This window comes from Haemophilus parainfluenzae (assembly GCF_014931275.1).
Lineage (GTDB): Bacteria > Pseudomonadota > Gammaproteobacteria > Enterobacterales > Pasteurellaceae > Haemophilus_D.
Genome location: NZ_CP063110.1, coordinates 418,015 through 438,049, shown reverse-complemented (window position 1 = coordinate 438,049; position 20,035 = coordinate 418,015). Strand labels below are relative to the sequence as shown.

Here is a 20,035-nt window from a genome sequence, read left to right as displayed (position 1 = left end):
TCCCTATGCTTGTAGCATTGCTTCCAATTCTTCCTGGGCCGCTAACCAATCCATTTCGACTTCTTCTAAGGCTTTCTTCGCCTCTACTTGCTGTGCCAAAAGTGCGGTCAATTTTTCTTTATTTTCTGCACTGTATAGTTCGGAATCTGCCAATTGGTTTTCAATCTCCGCAAGTTTGGAGGCATGCTTATTCATTTTTTCCTCCAGTTGGGAGATTTGTTTACGAAGAGGCGCAGTTTGTTGGCGAAGTTCGGCCTCACGACGTTTTTGTTCCTTGCGATTTTGCATGGAATTTTCATTGTCGTCATTTTTCTCTGAGGATTTATTTTCTGGTGCACTGTTTTGTTCACTCAGCCACTTTTGATAATCCTCTAAATCGCCTTTGAATTCTTCCACTTTTTTATCGTGGACCAAATAGAATTCCTCCACGGTATTACGTAGTAAGTGGCGATCGTGAGAAACCACCACCAAAGAGCCTTCGTAATCTACTAGCGCTTCGGTCAATGCCTGGCGCATATCCAAATCCAAATGGTTAGTTGGTTCGTCGAGCAGTAATAGGTTTGGACGTTGCCAAACAATCAGTGCAAGCACCAAGCGGGCTTTTTCCCCACCGGAAAAGGCTTTCACCGCTTGATTAACTTTGTCACCATGGAACGCAAAACTCCCAAGATAATCCCGTACCTGTTGCTCCGTTTGCTCCGGTGCGAGTTTCTGCATATGCCAGAGAGCAGATTCATCTGCACGTAGGGTATCGAGCTGATGCTGAGCAAAATAACCGAGTTGTACACCTTTAGCTAATTGCACAGTACCGGAAAGAGCGGTGAGCTCACCCGCTAACAATTTAATCAACGTTGATTTCCCGGCACCGTTTTTCCCGAGCAAACCGATGCGCGAACCCGGTACTAAATTCAGCTTAATTTTACTTAAAATTTCTACCGCACTTTCACCGCTGCCATAACCTGCACTCGCCTGTTCAATCATCACCAAAGGATTTGGCAAAGATAGCGGTGGACGGAATTCAAAGGTAAAAGGATTATCCACATAAGCCGGTGCAATCAGTTCCATACGCTCTAAGGCTTTCATGCGGCTTTGTGCTTGTTTGGCTTTGGTCGCTTTGGCTTTAAAGCGGTCGATATACTTTTGTAAATGAGAGATCTTTTGTTGTTGCTGACGATACATCGTCGTTTGTTGTGCCAATTTGGTTGCCCGTTGCACTTCAAAGGAAGAATAATCCCCCGTGTATTCGTTGAGCTTCTGATTTTCGATATGGAGGATTTTTGTCACAATCGGATCGAGAAAATCTCGGTCGTGGGAAATTAATACCAAAGTACCTTGATATTGCACTAACCAACGTTCTAACCAAATAACCGCATCCAAATCCAAATGGTTGGTTGGCTCATCTAGTAATAATAGATCCGATGGACAAAGCAACGCTTGTGCCAAATTCAAGCGCATCCGCCAACCACCAGAGAAGGATTTCACCGGTTGAGTGATTTCGTCTTGGCTAAAGCCTAAACCATGTAATAAGGAAGCCGCGCGAGATTGAATTGTCCAAGCGTCCAAGGTTTCTAATTGCCCGTGAATACGTGCGATCGCATGACCATCATTACGCTCATTGGCTTCGTTTAATTCCTGCTGCAAACGGCAATATTCGCGATCCCCTTGAATCACATAATCAATAGCGGGAATATCCAATGCTGGCGTTTCTTGATTCACCCAAGATACCCGCCAGTTGGATGGATAAGTGACCTCGCCGCCCTCTGGCGTTAATTCTTTTTTTAATAGGGCAAAAAGAGAAGACTTACCACAACCATTCTTCCCCACCAAGCCGACTTTTTGTTTCGGATTGATGGTCGCCGTGGCATTCTCGAGCAATTCGGTTTGCCCGCGCTTTAGGGAAATATTATTAAATACAATCATTTTTTCGAATACATCTGAATTTGTGCTTATTTTGCAATATTTTTCCTTTTCTCGGAACAGTCTATTCCAATTTTATCGATATTTCTGCCAGAAAAACCAAGTATAATAACGCTCACAAATCAATTATGAGGAAATAAAATGAAGCTCTCTATTCTTAATCTCGCCCCCGTTCGGGAAGGGCAAACTTATTTGCAAGCCGTTGAGTCTATGGTCAATCTTGCAAAACATGCTGAAAACATCGGCATTGAACGCTATTGGATTGCTGAGCATCATAATATGAAAAATTTGGTGAGTTCAGCGACCGCACTTTTAATCCAACATACACTAGCTAATACGAAGACCCTGCGCGTTGGCTCAGGTGGCGTGATGTTACCGAATCATTCGCCTTATGTGGTAGCCGAGCAATATGGCACACTGGAGACGCTTTATCCAAACCGTGTTGAACTCGGTTTAGGGCGTGCGCCAGGAACTGATATGAAAACGGCTGCGGCACTTCGTCGTGGGCGAAATAGTCTAGATTTTCCTGCGGAAATTGCGGAACTTCGTGGTTATTTTAAAGATAGCAACCCTGTTTCAGCTTACCCTTCCGCTGGCTTGAATATACCATTTTATATTTTGGGATCCAGCACCGAAAGTGCCTATCTTGCGGCAGAGCTTGGCTTGCCTTATGCCTTCGCTTCACACTTTGCGCCACGCATGATGGAAATGGCGGTGGAGATTTATCGCAAAAACTTCAAACCTTCTACCTATCTTGCTGAGCCTTATGTCATCTTAGGTGTGAACGCGATCGTTGCTGAAACCGATAAAGAAGCAAAACAACTGGTGACAACACAAACACTATTTTTCTTAAATGTGGTCACTAACGCACAACAAAATTTACAACCGCCTTTGGCATCAGAGGAAGATGTTTGGAAAGCCCAAATGCATGCCCAAAAGAAACCGCACTTTGGTCCAGTCGATTTCGAGGAGATCCCGATTTACAACCAAGAGCGTGCGGTAGTGGAACAAATGACCGCTTGTTCGCTTATTGGTAGTCCTGAAAGTGTGGAATTTCAACTCAAGCAACTGCGTGAACGGGTACATTTTGATGAAATTATGGCGGTGAGCTATATTTTTGATGAACAAAAACAAGCCCAATCTTACACGATGTTGAAAGCGATTGTGGATAAGCAATAGCGAGACAAAAATAAAAAGTGCGGTAAATTTCACCGCACTTTAAATCAAAAAAATATTAATAAGCCGTTTCTATCGGTAAACCAGCTTTTACCCAACCATCAAATCCCCCAATGATGCTAAACACATTTTCATAGCCTTGCTCAATGAGGAAAGTCGCCACATTTCGGCTGCTCACACCATGATAACAACTCACAATAATCGGGGAATCGAAATCCACCTGTTCTTCAAATTGTAAAAAACTTTGGTTGGTTAAATGAAACGCACCTTTTGCATGGGAGTAGGTAAAACGTTGTGGATCCCGAATGTCTGCAAGCATAGCACCATTTTGCACCATTTCCCAAGCTTGTTCTGGACTAATTTCTTTAAACGACATGGTTTGTTCCCTTTACGCGCTGTTTATACACGCCATCAAAAATAATCAGGCTCATCGCCAATACTAAACAAATGAATAACGGATAACTGTCCGCATCCATTTCCTCTCCAATTAAAAATGAAATAATCACCATCAAAATGGTTTCAACATAACCTAAAAGGCCAAGCAAATTCATCGGTAGCATATTGCTGGCAATCACGTAAGCAATTAATGCAGCACCACTAATAAGCCCGAGTAATACCAATAATCCCCAAATATTAGGATTCGATTCCTGCACCGTAGCAAAATCGGTTTGAAGCGCAAAATAAATGCTAACTGGCAATAATGAGATTATTTCTAAGCAAAAGGCACCAAGATCGGTATTTTTTAAGGCTTTTCGTATGGAGAAATAGGCGGTGTAACCTACACAGATAACAATAGCTTCCCAAGATAATTCGCCTTTTAAGATGATATTAGAAATCACCCCCACTGCTGCAATTAACACGGCAATGAATTTCAATGTTGAAATTCGTTCTTTAAAAATGATCCGCCCTGCGGCCACCATCACAATTGGCAACAATAAATAACCGAAAGAAACACTTAAGGAGCTACCATTATTGGGTGCCCACAAAAAGAGCCACATTTGATAACCCATTAATGCGCCACAAGTGATATAGGAAAGGGCAAAGAGCGGTTGTTTTTTGATGCGTTTTATATGTTCCACTAATGCCTGTTTCTGCTTAAACATGATGACGGAAAGGGCGACGAAAGGGAATGTAAAAATCATTCGATAGCCGAAAATATCCGTGCCGCTAAGTGGTTTCAGCAGCGTGGAAAAATAATACATATAGCCAAATAAAAATGAGGCTAAAAGTGAAATGAGTACGCCTCTTAACATAATAATCCTTAGGTTAATTCTACTTATTATTCTAGTCTAACATCTCCCAAAATGCACGAATTAAGGGGTTTGCCAAATTTCTTTTTTGCACACAAACGCCCAAATCAAATGCTTCTACCGGATTATCCAAATTTAAACGGGAAACTTCTTTTGCCATTGGACTATTATCAATTACTGCATCGGGTAGCATAGCCAATCCAAAACCGAGCGCTACCATCGGCACGATCCCTTCGTGTCCTGCTACGGTGGCATAGATTTTCGGATGTTTAATGTGTTTGCTACGTAACCATTGTTCAATACGCTGCCGTGCCATCCCATCCAATGGCAAAATAAAAGGCATTTGCTGCCAATTGATGGGCTCTTCTTGCAATAATTGTGTGGCTAAACAAGCCACGCGAGGCGCAATCAATGAAAGGGAAATATCATCGATCTTATAAAACGCTAATCCCGTCGGCAGATTATTCGGTTTCCCCGCCAAAGCAAGATCCACTTGCTCCGATTGAATGAATTGTACTGCAGAAGCGGGGTCACCTGTGGTCAGTTGAATTTCAACCTTTGGATAACGCGTACGAAATTTGGCTAATACCTGTGGCAAGTGACTATATGAAGCCGTTACCGAACAAAATAAGCGTAACTCTCCGCTTAATTCCGCTGAATTATCCCTAAGCTGACGCTTAAACTGTTGCCAGTTTTGCCATTCCGTTTTCGCAAATTGCAAAAATTTCTCACCTTGTTCGGTTAAACGCACTTGTCGATTATCACGAATAAATAAAGGCTGTTCTAATTCTTCTTCCATTCGTTGAATCTGGCGTGAAAGCGTAGAAGGTGACATATGATTTTGCGTAGCGGTTTTTGCAAAATTTTGTGTGTCTGCAAGATGAAGAAATATTTGAAGGTCTTGAAAGTTCATATGTATCACTAAAATGCAAATATCGTTGCAAAAAATGCAACACTAAGTGTCAATAATATCACTTTACGCAACAATTAAAAATCTTATAATCCATGACACAACAAAAAACTATATTCAAACACAACCTCATACAAATATTAATCAACATCATATTAAGGATGAAAAATGGCTAACTATTTCAACACATTAAATTTACGCGAAAAATTAGACCAATTAGGTCGTTGTCGTTTTATGGATCGCAGCGAATTCGCTGACGGTTGCAACTACTTAAAAGGCAAAAAAATCGTTATCGTAGGCTGTGGTGCACAAGGTTTAAACCAAGGTTTAAATATGCGTGATTCTGGCTTAGACATCGCTTATGCATTACGCCCAGAAGCCATCGCAGAAAAACGTGCTTCATTCCAACGTGCAACCGAGAACGGTTTTAAAGTGGGCACTTATCAAGAATTAATTCCAACCGCAGACTTAGTGATCAACTTAACACCGGACAAACAACATTCTAAAGTGGTGGCTGATGTGATGCCATTAATGAAAAAAGATTCTGCATTCGGTTACTCACACGGTTTTAATATTGTTGAAGTAGGTGAGCAAATCCGTGAAGACATCACTGTGGTGATGAGTGCACCAAAATGCCCAGGTACTGAAGTTCGTGAAGAATATAAACGTGGTTTCGGTGTGCCAACATTAATCGCAGTTCACCCAGCAAATGACCCACGTGGTGAAGGTATGGCAATTGCGAAAGCATGGGCTGCAGCAACTGGTGGTGACCGTGCGGGTGTATTAGAATCTTCATTCGTCGCAGAAGTAAAATCTGACTTAATGGGTGAACAAACCATTCTTTGCGGTATGTTACAAGCAGGTTCTATCGTATGTTACGACAAACTTGTTGCTGATGGTAAAGATCCAGCATACGCGGGTAAATTGATCCAATACGGTTGGGAAACAATTACCGAAGCCTTAAAACAAGGTGGTATCACATTAATGATGGATCGCTTATCAAACAGTGCAAAATTACGTGCATTTGAACTTGCTGAACAAATCAAAGAAAGCCTTGGTTTCTTATATTACAAACACATGGATGACATCATCAGCGGTCACTTCTCAGCAACTATGATGGCTGACTGGGCAAATGGTGACAAAGATTTATTCGCATGGCGTGAAGCAACTGGCAAAACTGCCTTTGAAAATGCACCAAAAGCAGACGGCATCAAAATCTCTGAACAAGAATACTTTGATAACGGTGTATTAATGGTGGCAATGGTGAAAGCAGGTGTTGAATTAGCCTTTGATGCGATGGTGGCAAGCGGTATCTATGAAGAATCAGCTTACTATGAATCACTTCACGAATTACCGTTAATCGCTAACACTATCGCGCGTAAGCGTTTATACGAAATGAACGTGGTCATTTCTGATACTGCAGAATATGGTAACTACTTATTCTCTAACGTAGCGACCCCTATTCTTGCTAAAGAAATCATCCCAACCTTACAAAAAGGTGACTTAGGTGAACCTACACCAGCAGTCGCTATCGACAACATCACCTTACGCGATGTAAACGATGCAATCCGTAACCACCCGGTTGAATTAATCGGTCAAGAGTTACGTGGCTACATGACAGATATGAAACGTATCGCTGTTGCAGGTTAATCATTAAATCGTTAAAATTTAAGCCAGCTTATTCAATAAGTTGGCTTTTTTTATAATCCCAAGGAATTAATATGAAAAACAACAAAATTTTTAACCGCACTTTTAAAATGAGTTTAGTCGCTGCAGCTCTTGGATTAGTAAATTCAGCTCTAGCGGCTGATGTGGCTTGTAATAGTAGCGGCGTGACAATTACTGGGCAAAGTGGGGCTATGTTAAATCAATGTTTAATTAATCCAACCAGTCCAACAAATGATCCTGAATGGGGTTTTCTATCCGCAGTAACAATGACAAACTCAAGCGGACAATTAAATAATGTTAATGCTTCACTATCTATTCCAGCAAATAGACATCATTCTTTTGTGGTAATGAATATCACTAATTCCACAACTGAAATCAATGGTGGAACCTATAGTATTACTAATCCTAACAATGCAGATGCTAATGGTTATTTATTTGAGTTAAATAATTCAACGGTAACCATGCATAACTCAAAAGTCTTGATGGGTGATAACAACCAAGACTCCATATTAGAGGCATTTGCTCTGAATCAGAAGAGTAAATTAACATTAAACAATGTGAATGTAACATCAAACAATGATAGTTCTATTTTTGTATATGAAGCGGAGAATCAAGCTCGGCCAGAATTGATCGTTAATAATTCCAATGTTTCAATTCCTCAAGGTGGAATCATTACTTTAAGATCTGGGGTTGGCGAAGTTATCAACAGTCACTTCTCTGCGACCTTTAATAACTCAACAATAAATGGAGGTATGCTTGCTAGTGGTGAAAATGTTAAATTTAATGATACAGAGAGCATTACAGAAAATATCCAACTAACCTTTAATAATTCTACTGTTTCTGGAGTTACTACTACCGACCGCAATAGCGTGCTCAACTTAAACTTAAATAATAGCAATTGGACAACTAAAGCTTTCACTGATGAAGATGGCGTGGTTCAAACAACAAGCTTAACTAATTTGGCTCTTAATAATGGCGTAGTAAATCTAGCCAATGATAACTACCAAGGTATCATTGTTCGTGGTAATCTCACTGGCTCAGGCACATTCAATCTAAACACGAATATCGCTGAAAACAAAAGCGATAAAATCGTTGTTAAAGGCACTGCTGAAGGTAATCATAAAATTGGTGTAACCAACCAAGGTGCAAATATTGCTAACGGAAAAGTGACACTTGTCGAAACCAATGGCGGTAATGCTGCATTTAGCTTAACGAACCCGAATAATCGTGTAGATTTAGGGGCTTACCAATATTTCCTAACAAAAGAAGGAAATAATTGGGTATTAGCGAACTCTAAAAATGAAGTCACCCCAACTCCACCTGTTGCACCAGTTACACCAAGCAAACAAGTGGTGACTCCAAGCAAACCTGCGGTAACGCCTAGCACCCCAGTAGTAACCCCAAGCAATCCAGTAGTACCACCTACAGCTCCAGTTCTACCAAGCACACCATTACTTTCAGACTTAGCAAATGCACAAGTTTCTCTTCGCCAAGCACAATTGCTTTTAGTGGAAGATGATTTAAGTGGCATCCATCAACGTTTAGGTGAAGTGAAAAACGGTGAAAAAGGCAATGTGTGGGTTCGTAACGTGAATTCTCGTCAAAAATTAGCCGCACTTTCGACTGGTGAGAGTGAAACTTCTGGCTTTAAACAAAACGTACATCGCGTACAAGTGGGCGCTGATGCTGCTGTAACTGATAACCTCCGTGTTGGTGGATTTGTTGGTCGTAGCCAAGCTAACGTTGATTTCAATAGTCATTACGGTGATGGCAAAGTAAGAAGCAACAGCATGGGCTTATATGCAGCTTACCTTGCAGATAACGGTATTTATGTAGATAACATCGTGAAATACAGCCGTTTACACGCTAACTCAGATCACACTGAAAAACGCCATTACAACGCTTATACTATTTCGAGTGAATTAGGCAAACGCTTTAGTCTTGCGAACGATTGGACAATCACACCGCAAGCACAATTAGCGTGGACACATATTTCATCACAAGAAAATGAAGATAGCTTATCTTCTGTTTATTCTCAAATTGGTTTACGTGTAGCCAAAGGCTTTGCATTAAATAATGGTTGGAATCTACAACCTTATGCAGAAGTCAATGCGATTACTAGCAAAAACCGTAGTAGCAAAATTCATTACACAAACAGCGCACTTGATGTTGCAAGTAGCCGTGGACGTTTTGAAAGTGCGGTCGGTTTAAATGCTGGATTTGCAAATCATCGTTTTGGTTTAGAAGTAAGCCGTGCTGACGGTAAAAACTTCGACAAACCTTATGCAATTCAAGCGGTTTATCGCTATCAATGGTAATATAAGAGAGCGGAATAAAATCCGCCCTTTTTCTCTTTTTACTGAATAAATAATATGTCGAAATCTTTCCCTTCTCGCTCATTTACAACCAAACGAACGGCAAACCCCACTCGTTCATTTAAGCCTAAAGCAAAGCCACTTACATTAGAACAGACGATTATAGTTTTATTTAACAAACCGTTTGATGTGCTGACACAATTCACCGATGAAAATGGCCGAGCGACGTTAAAAGATTTTATTACCATTCCTAATGTGTATGCAGCAGGACGATTGGATCGTGATAGCGAAGGATTACTGATTTTAACGAATAATGGTGAAGTGCAACATCGTTTGGCAGATCCAAAGTTTAAAACTGAAAAAACGTATTTTGTGCAAGTAGAAGGCATTCCTGAAGAGTCTGATTTAGACAAGCTTCGTCAAGGTGTTGAATTGAAAGATGGAATGACGAAGCCGGCAAAAGTGCGGTTGATTTCTGAACCGGATTTTCTCTGGCCTCGTAATCCACCTATTCGTGAGCGACAAAGTATTCCAACGAGCTGGTTGGAAATAAAAATTAGTGAAGGACGCAATCGACAAGTGCGTCGAATGACAGCACATATCGGCTTTCCGACATTGCGTCTCATCCGTTATCAAATGAGCCATTTAACGCTTGATGGATTGGGTAATGGGGAATATCGCCGTTTGAATGAAGAAGAAATGCGTGCGTTATTCAAACAACTTCATTTAAATAACGCACGTTAAGATTAGAAACGTTGAGCGGGTTGTGCGTTTTCCACTTGCACGAAGAAGCCTTTATCATTCAAGATAATGCTGTAATCGGTAACATATTTAACGCCGTTGGTTTCCACTATCGCATTACAGCTTCGAATGCCTTGTTGTGGATAAGATTGCGTTTCACGGGCTTGCGCGATTTGTTTCACTGTCATTTGGGTGTTAGTGGCTGCACCTTGTTTTTTGAAGGCATCAGATAATACCGCAAAAACTTTTGAATCATTACATCTTGGTACGACAACGGATTTTGTCACCATACTCGCTGTTTTTTGTGCGACAGCATCTACTTTCTTTTCAGTCACTTTTTCAACAGCTTTTGGTTCAGCTTTCTTCACTTCGGTTTTTACCGCTGGTGTTTTTTTAGCAATCACTTTTTCAGGTTTAGCTGATTCTTTAACGGCACTTTGTTTGCTTTTCGCTACCGTCTTTTTGTCTTTTAATGCAGTTTGCTTAGTTTTTTCTACTGGCTGTTTGCCTTTCGTTTTTGTCGGCTCTGCTTTAGCGGCTTTATTTGTCGTTTTATTTTTTATTTTTTCTTTTTTTGTTACCGCTTTTTTCGCTTCGACAATTTTAGCTGACTTTTTCACTTCTGCTTTTTTGGCATCCGCTTTTTTATTAGCTGTTTTGGCTACGGCTTTAGGTGTGGTTGCTTTCTTGGCTTCTACTTTTTTAACTGCTGTTTTCACTGACTTGGTTTGAGTTGATTTTGCCGTATGATTTGGCGATGCTGCAAAGGCCAAAACAGGTAACAAGGCAAAAATCACCGCGAGTAATTTTTTCATCTGTTATTCTCCTTAAACAAAAAGTGCGGTCAAAATTAACCGCACTTTGAAATCATTTATAAATTAAAGATAGTAGTGTTCTACGTAGTTTAATTTATCGTCAAGTTTTAACACTAATGGTTGGCCAGTTGGGATTTCAAAATCCATGATTTCCGCATCAGAAATACCGATGATGTGTTTTGCTAATGCACGAAGTGAGTTACCGTGCGCCACCACTAAAACACGTTTACCAGAAAGCATTGCTGGTGCAATTTGATCTTCCCAGAATGGTAACGCGCGTTCTAAGGTTAATTTTAAGTTTTCTGCGTTTGGTACAACATCAGATGGGATGTTTGCATAACGACGGTCGTTATGTGCAGAGTTTGGATCTTTTGGATCTAAATCTGGAGGCGAAATGTCATAAGAACGACGCCAGATATGAACTTGTTCGTCACCGTATTGTTCTGCGGTTGCTTTTTTATCTAAGCCTTGTAATGCACCGTAGTGACGCTCATTTAAACGCCAGTTTTTCACTTGAGGAATCCATAACTGGTGAGATTCTTCTAACACGATGTTACAGGTTTTGATTGCACGAGTTAAAACAGAGGTGAAGGCGATATCAAATTCATAGCCTTTCTCGAACAATTTTTTACCTGCTGCTTTTGCTTCTTCTACGCCGCGCTCGGTTAAATTCACATCACGCCAACCGGTGAATAAATTTTTTGCGTTCCACTCACTGAAACCGTGACGAATGAATACTAATTCCATAAGGATCTCCTAAGTATTAATAAAAAAATGAATGGCTCTGTTATAGCAAAAAATCGTTATGTTTAAAAGTAAAAAGGCGGCATTTACTGATCTTTCGCAAAAAATCGCCTGTAAACTTTTAGCCACTCAAAAATAATGCTAGTATTTAAGCTTTATTCGTCCCTTAATTTCTCTCAAGTTTAGATGTATGCAGCAAAGCAATCGTAGAAAAAAAATCTTATCAAAACTGACCACACTTTTTGCTTGTGGTCTGCTTGGCTTTTCATCTTTCGCGCAAGGCAACGATCTCACTCAAATTCAAAAACAAATTAAACAACAAGAATCGAAGATCGCCGAGCAAAAACGCACACAAGCTAAACTCCAAGCCAGTCTTAAAGATCAAGAAAGCAAAATTAATAGTGTTGTCGGTGAATTACGTGAAACAGAATTAAGCTTAAAAGAAATTCGCAAGCAAATGGCGGAAACCGAAAAGCAAATCAAGCAATTAGAAAAGCAAGAGCGTGTGCAAAAAGCGAAGCTCGCAAAGCAAATAGACGCCATCTATCGCTCAGGTGTAAATCCTTCTACCTTGGAAAGAATGCTTTCAGAAGATGCAAAAAAAGCGGAACGCATGAAAGTGTATTATCAGCACTTAAATCAAGTGCGCATCGATATGATCAACAATCTGAAAGCGACACAAGAGAGTTTAGCGAAACAGCGCGAGGCGATTTCAGGGCAACAAAAAAATCATCGCGATCAACTTTCTACGCAAAAGAAACAGCAGCAAGAATTACAAAAAGTGCAACAAGAACGCCAATCTACGTTAAATGAACTCAACAAAAACTTAACCAAAGATCAGAACAAGCTGGAAACGTTGAAAGCGAATGAAAATGCCCTTCGCCAAGAAATTCAACGTGCAGAACAAGCCGCTCGCCAACAAGAACAACGTGAGCGTGAAGCCCTTGCTCAGAAAAAACAAGAGGAAGAAAAACGGACCTCAAAACCTTATCAACCAACTGATCAAGAACGTAAGTTGATTAACAGCACCAGTGGTTTAGGTACTGCAGCCCGTCAATACAGCCGTCCTGTTTCCGGTCCGACATTGCACTCCTTTGGTTCAATCCAAGCGGGCGAAGTCCGTTGGAAAGGTATGGTTATCGGCGCACCAACGGGTACAGCAGTAAAAGCCATTGCAAGTGGTCGTGTTATTCTAGCGGGTCATCTTAATGGTTATGGTTATATGGTGATTGTGAAACACGGTGATAGCGACTTGAGTTTGTATGGTTTCAACCAAGCGGTATTTGTAAAACAGGGTCAGCTGGTGTCTGCAGGACAAACCATCGCACAAGTAGGGAATACGGGTGAGCTCTCTAAACCGGCGCTTTACTTTGGTATAAGCCGTAAAGGGGTACCTGTGAATCCGGCTGGGTGGATTAAATAATGGCAAGGTTCTTTCAAAGTGCGGTCAAAAATACAATCATTTTTTCAACCGCACTTTTCTCTGCATTTACTTTTGCACAAGGCAAACTGGCCATTGTGATCGATGACATTGGCTATCATCCGAAAGAAGATGCGGAAATTTTGGCTATGCCAAAAGAAATCTCTGTCGCCATCATTCCTGCTGCGCCCTATGCCAAAATTCGCAATCAGCAAGCGAAAGCGCAGAATCACGATATTCTTATTCATATGCCAATGCAGCCTGTCAGCAATATTAAAATTGAGGAAGGTGGTTTGACTTTAGGGTTATCTGAAGCGCAAGTGAATGAGCGAGTGAAAAAGGCCAAATCTATTGTGCCAAACGCAATCGGAATGAATAATCATATGGGCAGTGCAGCCACAGCCGATACCACATTAATGACTTATTTAATGTCCGCACTTCGCGAGCAACATTTATTCTTTTTAGATAGCCGTACTATCGGAAAATCAGTCGCGGGAAAAATAGCAAAAGAGCAAGGTGTACGCGTATTAGATCGCCATATCTTTTTAGATGATAGTGATAATTTAGTGGATGTGCAACGGCAATTTCAGAATGCCATTCAATATGCACGTAAACATGGCACAGCCATTGCTATTGGGCACCCTCGCCCAAATACCGTAGCTGTATTAAAATCAGGAATAAAAAATTTACCCGATGATATTCAATTAGTCGGCATGGGAAGCTTGTGGCGAAATGAAAAAATCTTGCCACCTAAACCATTTATCTTAATTTTTAATGATATTCCTGCGCCAACCTCAGTTGCACCATTTGAGCCAATCCCTTTATTGAGAGGCGTGCCGAGGTAATAATATATAGAAGAAGTGTTGATATATTGTTATATGTAAACTTAAAGAAATTTACGTAAATTTACAAAAAATTTACCTTAAATGTTGATAAAAGGGGTAAGAATATGACATTTCAAGGTTGCAACGTTATTTTCCTTTTGCTAGAATTCGCCCAGAAAGGCTTTTATTAGCCTTTTGTATACAAAAGGTGCTATAACACAAGCGTGTAATAGCATAAGTCTATTGGCTAACCAATTTTATAAGGTTACATACATTATGAAAAACAACAAATTCATTAAATTTAGTTTAACAGTAGCGTGTGCGGCAGTATTAGCTGCATGTGGTTCTAGCGGTGGTAGCAGCAACAATGATGAAGCAGCTCAACAAGCAGCAGCTCAACAAGCAGCAGCTCAACAAGCAGCAGCAGAAAAAGCAGCAGCAGAAAAAGCAGCAGCAGAAAAAGCAGCAGCTGCAGAAGCATTAGTTGCAAAAACAAAAGATGTAGGTGCTAAATTTGTTAAGAAAACTCAATCTAACTTAAACGTTGGTGAAGGTGTAGAAACTAACAGCAAATCTTCTGTTTCTCCAACTGACATGACAGTTGAATTACACCCAAGCTTAGACACTATCGTTGTAGCGGTTCCATTAAACGCTGATGGTTCTGTGAACACTCAAGCAAAACAAGCTTACTTAGAAGATTTTGACTTCCGTGGTAACACAGCTAACACTACTGGTCAACACACATTAAGCCACATTTACAAAACAGCTAATGGTAGCACAAATGTAGGTGCGGCACGTAATGGCGGTGAAGCTTCAACTAAAACAGATACTAAAGGTAATGATACTGGTTTAGCATATGTTTATGAAGAAGGTCGTTTAAACTATACTCGTAAAGCTGAAGGTAAAAACGTAGTTGATACAAAAGATGCACGTACTGATGCTCGTTTAGCTGATTCTGTTGCTGAAGTGTATGGTCACAGAACTTTCGTTGATGGTGATTCTGAAGTGAAAAACATCGCTGATGGTGATACTGTATTAGCGAACGCACCATTCACAGCAAAAGATGCTGATGGTAAATACACTGCAGGTTCTAAATTGAACTATGTTCAATACGGCCGTGTAACCTCTAAATTAAACGCAGTACAAGAAGCAGATCTTAAAGATGGTAAAGATGTTGCTCAATATGGTACTAAAGTAGCAAGCTTCGGTGGCTACGGTGAAAACGGTACTGAAGATAACTACTTCTACCGTGGTGTAAACAGCACTCCATATAGCGCAACTTTAGCAAGCGATCTTAAAAATATTTACTTCGGTTCTGAAGCAGCAGCGGGTAAATTACACTACCAAGGTCACGCAGTTACTTACAACCTAGACAAAGACTATGAAGATAAATCAGGTCTTCCAAATGCTTTAGGTGCGGAATACGCATTAGTAAGTGGTACTCACGTTGCAGCTGACATTGATTTAGCAAGCAAAAATGTAACTGGTAACCTTTACAACAGATGGACAGAAACTAATACTCAACAACAAGTTAAAGAACACAATGTTGAGTTAGCTAACTTCACTGGTACATTAGCAAATAACGGTAGCATCTCTGGTAGCGCAACTAAACACGATGGTGCTCAAGGTGTGTTAAAAGCTAGCTTATACGGTGCACAAGCACAAGAGTTAGGTGGTGTGATTTCAAGTAATGACACTGCGAACAACTGGGGTGCATCATTCGGTGCTAAAGTACAAAATACTCCATTTGTTGCTCCACCTGTAGTTACTCCAGCTCCAGTTCCAGCTTGGGGTGAAAGTACAGATGCAAATAACGCAAAATAATTTTTTGAGTTATATTTAATATTCAGACAGCCCATGAAAATGGGCTGTTTTTTTCTATCGTTGAGGGCTTATGAAAAAATCAACATTATTACTGACACTTGCAAGTATTGCATTACCAACTTATGCTCAAACGTCTCCCGCTCCTGTACAGGAAAGAGACCCGCTGCAAAATGAAGCAAGCATGCCAAATATTAACCAAAAGAATCTAAAAGAAGACTTGTTAAGAAAACAGCGTTTATCTGAACAAAGTGCGATGGCGCAAGAAAATCAAGGTAATAGTGTTGCGAGATTTACTGGAAAGCAGTTGGCTGAAAATCCAGCTCTGTTAGAACGTTTATTTTTAGAAGCGCTGGTTAATCCAAATAAAGCGGTTCTTCCTGTTTATATCCAAATTTATGAATCTGTTCCTAATGCCGATCGTTCTTTAATTGATTGGGCAAAGGCGATCCTTGAAAGAGAAGAGGATTTGAATAAATCCGTTGTTTCATACCGTAAACTCATTTCTGATTTCCCTGAAAATAATTTTATTCGCTATCAACTTGCTGAAACATTATTCTATAACCAAGAATACGAAGCAGCTAAAACACAGTTTGAAAGACTTCGTGCTTCGACTCAAAACGCTCAAGATGTTGCAGTATTTGATAAATTTATCGAAGTGATTGATAGCAAAGAAAACTGGAATTTCTCTTTCTCAACAACTTTTTTAAATGATAAAAATCTAGCAAATTCTGCAAAACAGGGAACCAAAATGGCTGTTGGTAGTGGTGAGGTAACCTATAATACCCCTCGTCAAACAGGTAAAGGTCTTGGTTTGTCTATTGGAGCGGATAAACGTTGGAGTTTATCTAACGGCAAATACGTTGCTTTTGATAGCAGTATGAGTTCCAGATATTACTGGGATAATAAAAAATATAATGATTTAATCGGACATATTGGCTTAGGATACGGTTATTCTGATGCTCGTTTTAATGTGCAAGTGACACCCTATATTAACAAGCGTTGGTATGGTGGTGGTTTAAATGGTGGAGATAGCTTAAAACAATACACTGATACTTATGGTGCAAGTTTATCAATGGGATATTGGTTAAACCAAAACTTTAAATATTCTGCACTTTATAACTTTGGTTATGAACGTTATAGAAAAGAGATCGATAAACGAAATTATAATGGCGCAGTGCATTCTTTAACGAATTCATTAATGTTTATTCCTAGCTCAACCCAATTCTGGTCAATTTCATTAGATTTGATAAAGAAATATGCGGCTGACAGATCAAATGCTTACAATCGAATTGGTACCCGTTTAACTTGGGGACAAGAGTGGCCACTCGGTATTACAACCAGCACAACACTTGGTTATGCAAAACGTAATTATCTTGAACAATCGTTTATAGGTATGAAACAGCGCAATAACGAATATAGTGCTTCTGTTTCTCTTTGGCATAAACAATTCCACTATGCTGGTTTTACACCAAAAGTAACTTGGTCGTATAGTAAAACGAAAAGTAATATGGCGATTTATTCATACGATAAAAACCAAGTCTTTATCGAAGTGGGTAAAAGTTTCTAAATGTAAAAAAGTTGGATTTCAAAGGAATCCAACTTTTTTATTATCGACAATATTGGAAATAATTTATTTCTGCTTTCTCTCCCACAAATCAGCATACTTCACAAAGGTGGAGTGGGCCGAAAGTACTGCAAGCAGGAAACCTTGTTTTCCATCTAAGAAGCCTGCTTTTAAAATGTACATTTTGACAAAGCAGCTAATCGCATGACTAATACCTTGCCATAACGTTGCTTTTTTCCCTTTGGCTTGGCGTTGGTCAGCCCAAGCTTTGGCGTAGCCCGCAGATTTCACCAAATAGTGATGAATGCTTTTATAGGTGAAATGCTCCAGATCGCCAGTTAATTTCTGTACTTTCGTATTTTCAGGATAAACCACTTTTTCATGTACCAGAGAATCGTTATATCCTGCATAATTTGTACGATATAAACGCACCACATAATCAGGATACCAACCTGAATGGCGAATTTCACGCCCAAACACTTCACTCACACGAGGAATATCATAAACCGTATTTGGAGCATCTTGTTGAACCGCTTGTTGAATAGATTCACGCAGTTTCGGTGTGACACGTTCATCGGCATCTAGCCACAAAACATAATCACTGGTGACATATTGTTGTGCACGTTGGCGTTGTTTGCCAAAACCTGGCCAATCAGGATGCGAATAAAATTTTGCACCATATTGTTCCGCAATTTCTTGCGTGTTATCAGTACTGCCTGAATCGACAATAATGATTTCATCTACCCAATCTTTTACAGTATCAAGACATTGAGCAAGATCTGCCGCTTCATTTTTGACAATCATGGCAACGCTAATTGTTGGCATATTTTGATCCTTTTTTTGCTATACTAGCCGAAATTTCTGTAAGTATAACCGAATTTATTTTATGTGGCGTTTTTTTTATACCTGCCTGATGTATCTAATTCAGCCTTTTGTGCTGTTATTCATGTTACTACGAAGTCTCAAAGCTCCGAATTATCGCAAGCGTTTAGGCGAGCGATATGGCATTTATGCGAATCTTGATAAGCCTACACAAGATGGGATCGTCATTCATGCAGCATCGGTAGGGGAAGTGATTGCTGCTACGCCGCTAGTAAAACGTATTCAGAAGGAATACCCGAATTTACCAATCACGTTTACAACGGTCACGCCAACAGGCTCTGAACGTGTAAAAGCCGCCTTTGGGGAAACTGTGACGCATTGTTATTTACCTTACGATTTACCTTGTATCATCAATCGTTTTATTGATTTTATTCAACCTAAAGTATTCATTGTCATTGAAACGGAGCTTTGGCCGAATTTGATTGATTGTTTGGCTCGTCGAAATATTCCTTTCATTGTGGCGAATGCACGCCTTTCTGCGCGTTCAGCCAGACGCTATGGCAAAGTCAAACAATACTTGCAGTATATGCTTTCTCAAATCAGCTTGATTGCGCCACAAGATAGTATCAGTGGAAAGCGTTATTTAGAGTTAGGTTATGAGAAAGATCGTCTGCAATTAACTGGCAATATTAAATATGATCTTGTGGTTAGTGATGAATTACTTAAAGACATTGAAGCACTTCATGAAAGCTGGGCGAAAGATCGTCAGATTTGGATTGCCGCGAGTACGCACGAAGGGGAAGAAGAACTCATTTTACAAGCGCATCATTTGTTACTGAAAAAACATCCAAACTTGCTGTTATTGCTGGTACCTCGTCATCCTGAACGTTTTAATCCAGTGGCAGATTTAATTGAAAAAGCCAACTTTAACTTTATTCGTCGTTCAACGGGGGAGATTCCTTCAGAAAATACCCAAGTAATTCTGGGTGATACCATGGGTGAGTTGATGTTGATGTATGGAATTTCAGATATTGCGTTTGTTGGCGGAAGTTTGGTCAAACATGGGGGACATAATCCTTTAGAGCCTTTGGCATTTAAATTACCCGTTGTGAGTGGAAAGCATACCTTCAATTTCCCTGAAGTCTTTACTTCGCTCTTAGAAGTGCAAGGTGTGTTGCAAATCAACTCAACAGAAAAAGCATTGTCAGAGATTATTGATAAGTTATTGAATTCGAAAGGGGCACGTCAACGTTTAGGCAATGCAGGCTACGAGGTATTAATCGAAAATCGTGGCGCATTACAGCGTCTTTTAGATTTGCTTCATCCTTATTTAACCAATATTTCGGAGAACAATAAATGACAAGCGTAATTTACCCCGGCACGTTTGACCCGATTACCAACGGGCATTTAGATATTATTGCGCGAAGTGCGGTCATTTTCCCGAAAGTTTTTGTCGCGGTTGCGAATAGTCCGAGCAAAAAGCCATTGTTCTCATTAGAAGAACGCGTTGAGCTCGTGCGTCAATCGGTCGATCATTTACCCAATGTGGAAGTATTTGGATTCTCTGATTTATTGGCAAATGAAATCAAAGCGAAAAAGATTACCGCCATTATTCGTGGCGTGCGTACAACGACGGACTTCGAATATGAATTACAACTGGCCGCGTTAAACCGTTTATTAACCGATGGTGTGGATAGTTTGTTTTTCCCACCAACAGAAAAATGGGCGTTTGTGTCTTCCACGATTGTACGAGAAATTTATTTACATCATGGCGATGTGAAAGAACTGGTGCCGGAAGCCGTCTATTTAGCCTTAAAAGCACGTCGTGAATGAAAAAAACACTTCTGATTTTAACCGCACTTTTAGCGTTAACTGGTTGTGGTACGGTGGTGAAATTAATCGACCCATCGGATAAATACACACCTTACGCGGGTGCGGCTTATGATTTAGAGATGGCACAAAAATGGGGCTTGCCTATTTTAGATTTGCCACTGTCATTTTTATTAGATACCGCATTATTGCCTTATGCGTGGTCAAATTAATTT

Annotated in this window: 18 protein-coding genes; 11 read left to right on the top strand and 7 right to left on the bottom strand. The window is 40.2% G+C overall.

Annotated elements, in window-relative coordinates:
- Positions 1-3: 3 nt before the first annotated feature.
- Entirely contained in the window at positions 4-1,920 is a 1,917-nt protein-coding gene (locus INQ00_RS02115; RefSeq protein ID WP_197547163.1) for an ABC transporter ATP-binding protein, read from the bottom strand.
- A 138-nt stretch (positions 1,921-2,058) separates the two neighbouring features.
- Between INQ00_RS02115 and INQ00_RS02110 the strand changes: the two genes are divergently transcribed.
- Positions 2,059-3,096, top strand: a complete 1,038-nt coding sequence (locus INQ00_RS02110) for an LLM class flavin-dependent oxidoreductase (RefSeq protein ID WP_197547162.1) — start codon at positions 2,059-2,061, stop codon at positions 3,094-3,096.
- 55 nt (positions 3,097-3,151) lie between these two features.
- On the opposite strand, the gene glpE is transcribed toward INQ00_RS02110, so the two are convergent.
- The 3 genes from glpE to ilvY are packed head-to-tail and all read right to left on the bottom strand — an operon-like array spanning position 3,152 to position 5,256.
- Positions 3,152-3,469 (bottom strand): thiosulfate sulfurtransferase GlpE, encoded by a 318-nt coding sequence (gene glpE, locus INQ00_RS02105; protein WP_197547161.1) that lies wholly within the window; start codon positions 3,467-3,469, stop codon positions 3,152-3,154.
- On the bottom strand, positions 3,459-4,346 hold the full coding sequence (gene rarD, locus INQ00_RS02100) for an EamA family transporter RarD (RefSeq protein ID WP_197547160.1): 888 nt from the start codon (positions 4,344-4,346) through the stop codon (positions 3,459-3,461). The genes glpE and rarD overlap by 11 nt, the downstream gene beginning before the upstream one ends.
- 31 nt (positions 4,347-4,377) lie before the next feature.
- On the bottom strand, positions 4,378-5,256 hold the full coding sequence (ilvY, locus tag INQ00_RS02095; protein ID WP_197547159.1) for an HTH-type transcriptional activator IlvY: 879 nt from the start codon (positions 5,254-5,256) through the stop codon (positions 4,378-4,380).
- 165 nt (positions 5,257-5,421) lie between these two features.
- On the opposite strand from ilvY, the gene ilvC reads away from it, so the two are divergent.
- The 3 genes from ilvC (at position 5,422) to INQ00_RS02080 (ending at position 9,980) form a co-directional block, all read left to right on the top strand.
- A complete protein-coding gene (ilvC, locus tag INQ00_RS02090; protein WP_197543886.1) occupies positions 5,422-6,903 on the top strand; it encodes a ketol-acid reductoisomerase in 1,482 nt (493 codons plus the stop codon).
- Positions 6,904-6,974: 71 nt separating this feature from the next.
- Positions 6,975-9,239 carry an autotransporter outer membrane beta-barrel domain-containing protein gene (locus INQ00_RS02085; protein ID WP_197547158.1) on the top strand — a complete coding sequence of 755 codons (2,265 nt, stop codon included), beginning with the start codon at positions 6,975-6,977 and terminating at the stop codon, positions 9,237-9,239.
- 54 nt (positions 9,240-9,293) lie between these two features.
- Positions 9,294-9,980 carry an rRNA large subunit pseudouridine synthase E gene (locus tag INQ00_RS02080; protein WP_197547157.1) on the top strand — a complete coding sequence of 229 codons (687 nt, stop codon included), beginning with the start codon at positions 9,294-9,296 and terminating at the stop codon, positions 9,978-9,980.
- Positions 9,981-9,982: 2 nt separating this feature from the next.
- Here INQ00_RS02080 and INQ00_RS02075 read toward each other — a convergent pair whose 3' ends face one another.
- Together INQ00_RS02075 and INQ00_RS02070 are read right to left on the bottom strand one after the other, a co-directional pair.
- Positions 9,983-10,792 carry a hypothetical protein gene (locus tag INQ00_RS02075; RefSeq protein ID WP_197547156.1) on the bottom strand — a complete coding sequence of 270 codons (810 nt, stop codon included), beginning with the start codon at positions 10,790-10,792 and terminating at the stop codon, positions 9,983-9,985.
- 63 nt (positions 10,793-10,855) lie between these two features.
- Entirely contained in the window at positions 10,856-11,539 is a 684-nt protein-coding gene (locus INQ00_RS02070) for a 2,3-diphosphoglycerate-dependent phosphoglycerate mutase (protein ID WP_005694847.1), read from the bottom strand.
- A 187-nt stretch (positions 11,540-11,726) separates the two neighbouring features.
- On the opposite strand from INQ00_RS02070, the gene envC reads away from it, so the two are divergent.
- The 4 genes from envC (at position 11,727) to INQ00_RS02050 (ending at position 17,171) form a co-directional block, all read left to right on the top strand.
- Positions 11,727-12,959 carry a murein hydrolase activator EnvC gene (gene envC, locus INQ00_RS02065; RefSeq protein ID WP_197547155.1) on the top strand — a complete coding sequence of 411 codons (1,233 nt, stop codon included), beginning with the start codon at positions 11,727-11,729 and terminating at the stop codon, positions 12,957-12,959.
- The gene (locus tag INQ00_RS02060; protein ID WP_197547154.1) at positions 12,959-13,801 is read left to right on the top strand and encodes a divergent polysaccharide deacetylase family protein; all 843 of its coding nucleotides are present in this window, start codon (positions 12,959-12,961) and stop codon (positions 13,799-13,801) included. Before envC ends, INQ00_RS02060 begins: the two co-directional genes overlap by 1 nt.
- Before the next feature lie 255 nt (positions 13,802-14,056).
- Entirely contained in the window at positions 14,057-15,604 is a 1,548-nt protein-coding gene (locus INQ00_RS02055) for a transferrin-binding protein-like solute binding protein (RefSeq protein ID WP_197547153.1), read from the top strand.
- A 70-nt stretch (positions 15,605-15,674) separates the two neighbouring features.
- Positions 15,675-17,171, top strand: a complete 1,497-nt coding sequence (locus INQ00_RS02050) for a surface lipoprotein assembly modifier (protein WP_197547152.1) — start codon at positions 15,675-15,677, stop codon at positions 17,169-17,171.
- Between the two features lie 63 nt (positions 17,172-17,234).
- Here INQ00_RS02050 and INQ00_RS02045 read toward each other — a convergent pair whose 3' ends face one another.
- Entirely contained in the window at positions 17,235-17,993 is a 759-nt protein-coding gene (locus INQ00_RS02045; RefSeq protein ID WP_197547151.1) for a glycosyltransferase family 2 protein, read from the bottom strand.
- Positions 17,994-18,054: 61 nt separating this feature from the next.
- Between INQ00_RS02045 and waaA the strand changes: the two genes are divergently transcribed.
- The 3 genes from waaA to INQ00_RS02030 are packed head-to-tail and all read left to right on the top strand — an operon-like array spanning position 18,055 to position 20,032.
- Positions 18,055-19,350: a lipid IV(A) 3-deoxy-D-manno-octulosonic acid transferase gene (gene waaA / locus INQ00_RS02040; RefSeq protein ID WP_197547150.1), complete on the top strand. Its 1,296-nt coding sequence runs from the start codon at positions 18,055-18,057 to the stop codon at positions 19,348-19,350.
- Positions 19,347-19,823 (top strand): pantetheine-phosphate adenylyltransferase, encoded by a 477-nt coding sequence (coaD, locus tag INQ00_RS02035; protein WP_197547149.1) that lies wholly within the window; start codon positions 19,347-19,349, stop codon positions 19,821-19,823. The genes waaA and coaD overlap by 4 nt, the downstream gene beginning before the upstream one ends.
- A complete protein-coding gene (locus tag INQ00_RS02030) occupies positions 19,820-20,032 on the top strand; it encodes a YceK/YidQ family lipoprotein (RefSeq protein WP_197547148.1) in 213 nt (70 codons plus the stop codon). The genes coaD and INQ00_RS02030 overlap by 4 nt, the downstream gene beginning before the upstream one ends.
- Positions 20,033-20,035: the final 3 nt, after the last annotated feature.

Coding starts and splice junctions, on each gene's coding strand:
- INQ00_RS02115 (WP_197547163.1), bottom strand. CDS start 1,920: ATGATTGTATTTAATAATATTTCCCTAAAGCGCGGGCAAACCGAATTG.
- INQ00_RS02110 (WP_197547162.1), top strand. CDS start 2,059: ATGAAGCTCTCTATTCTTAATCTCGCCCCCGTTCGGGAAGGGCAAACT.
- glpE (WP_197547161.1), bottom strand. CDS start 3,469: ATGTCGTTTAAAGAAATTAGTCCAGAACAAGCTTGGGAAATGGTGCAA.
- rarD (WP_197547160.1), bottom strand. CDS start 4,346: ATGTTAAGAGGCGTACTCATTTCACTTTTAGCCTCATTTTTATTTGGC.
- ilvY (WP_197547159.1), bottom strand. CDS start 5,256: ATGAACTTTCAAGACCTTCAAATATTTCTTCATCTTGCAGACACACAA.
- ilvC (WP_197543886.1), top strand. CDS start 5,422: ATGGCTAACTATTTCAACACATTAAATTTACGCGAAAAATTAGACCAA.
- INQ00_RS02085 (WP_197547158.1), top strand. CDS start 6,975: ATGAAAAACAACAAAATTTTTAACCGCACTTTTAAAATGAGTTTAGTC.
- INQ00_RS02080 (WP_197547157.1), top strand. CDS start 9,294: ATGTCGAAATCTTTCCCTTCTCGCTCATTTACAACCAAACGAACGGCA.
- INQ00_RS02075 (WP_197547156.1), bottom strand. CDS start 10,792: ATGAAAAAATTACTCGCGGTGATTTTTGCCTTGTTACCTGTTTTGGCC.
- INQ00_RS02070 (WP_005694847.1), bottom strand. CDS start 11,539: ATGGAATTAGTATTCATTCGTCACGGTTTCAGTGAGTGGAACGCAAAA.
- envC (WP_197547155.1), top strand. CDS start 11,727: ATGCAGCAAAGCAATCGTAGAAAAAAAATCTTATCAAAACTGACCACA.
- INQ00_RS02060 (WP_197547154.1), top strand. CDS start 12,959: ATGGCAAGGTTCTTTCAAAGTGCGGTCAAAAATACAATCATTTTTTCA.
- INQ00_RS02055 (WP_197547153.1), top strand. CDS start 14,057: ATGAAAAACAACAAATTCATTAAATTTAGTTTAACAGTAGCGTGTGCG.
- INQ00_RS02050 (WP_197547152.1), top strand. CDS start 15,675: ATGAAAAAATCAACATTATTACTGACACTTGCAAGTATTGCATTACCA.
- INQ00_RS02045 (WP_197547151.1), bottom strand. CDS start 17,993: ATGCCAACAATTAGCGTTGCCATGATTGTCAAAAATGAAGCGGCAGAT.
- waaA (WP_197547150.1), top strand. CDS start 18,055: ATGTGGCGTTTTTTTTATACCTGCCTGATGTATCTAATTCAGCCTTTT.
- coaD (WP_197547149.1), top strand. CDS start 19,347: ATGACAAGCGTAATTTACCCCGGCACGTTTGACCCGATTACCAACGGG.
- INQ00_RS02030 (WP_197547148.1), top strand. CDS start 19,820: ATGAAAAAAACACTTCTGATTTTAACCGCACTTTTAGCGTTAACTGGT.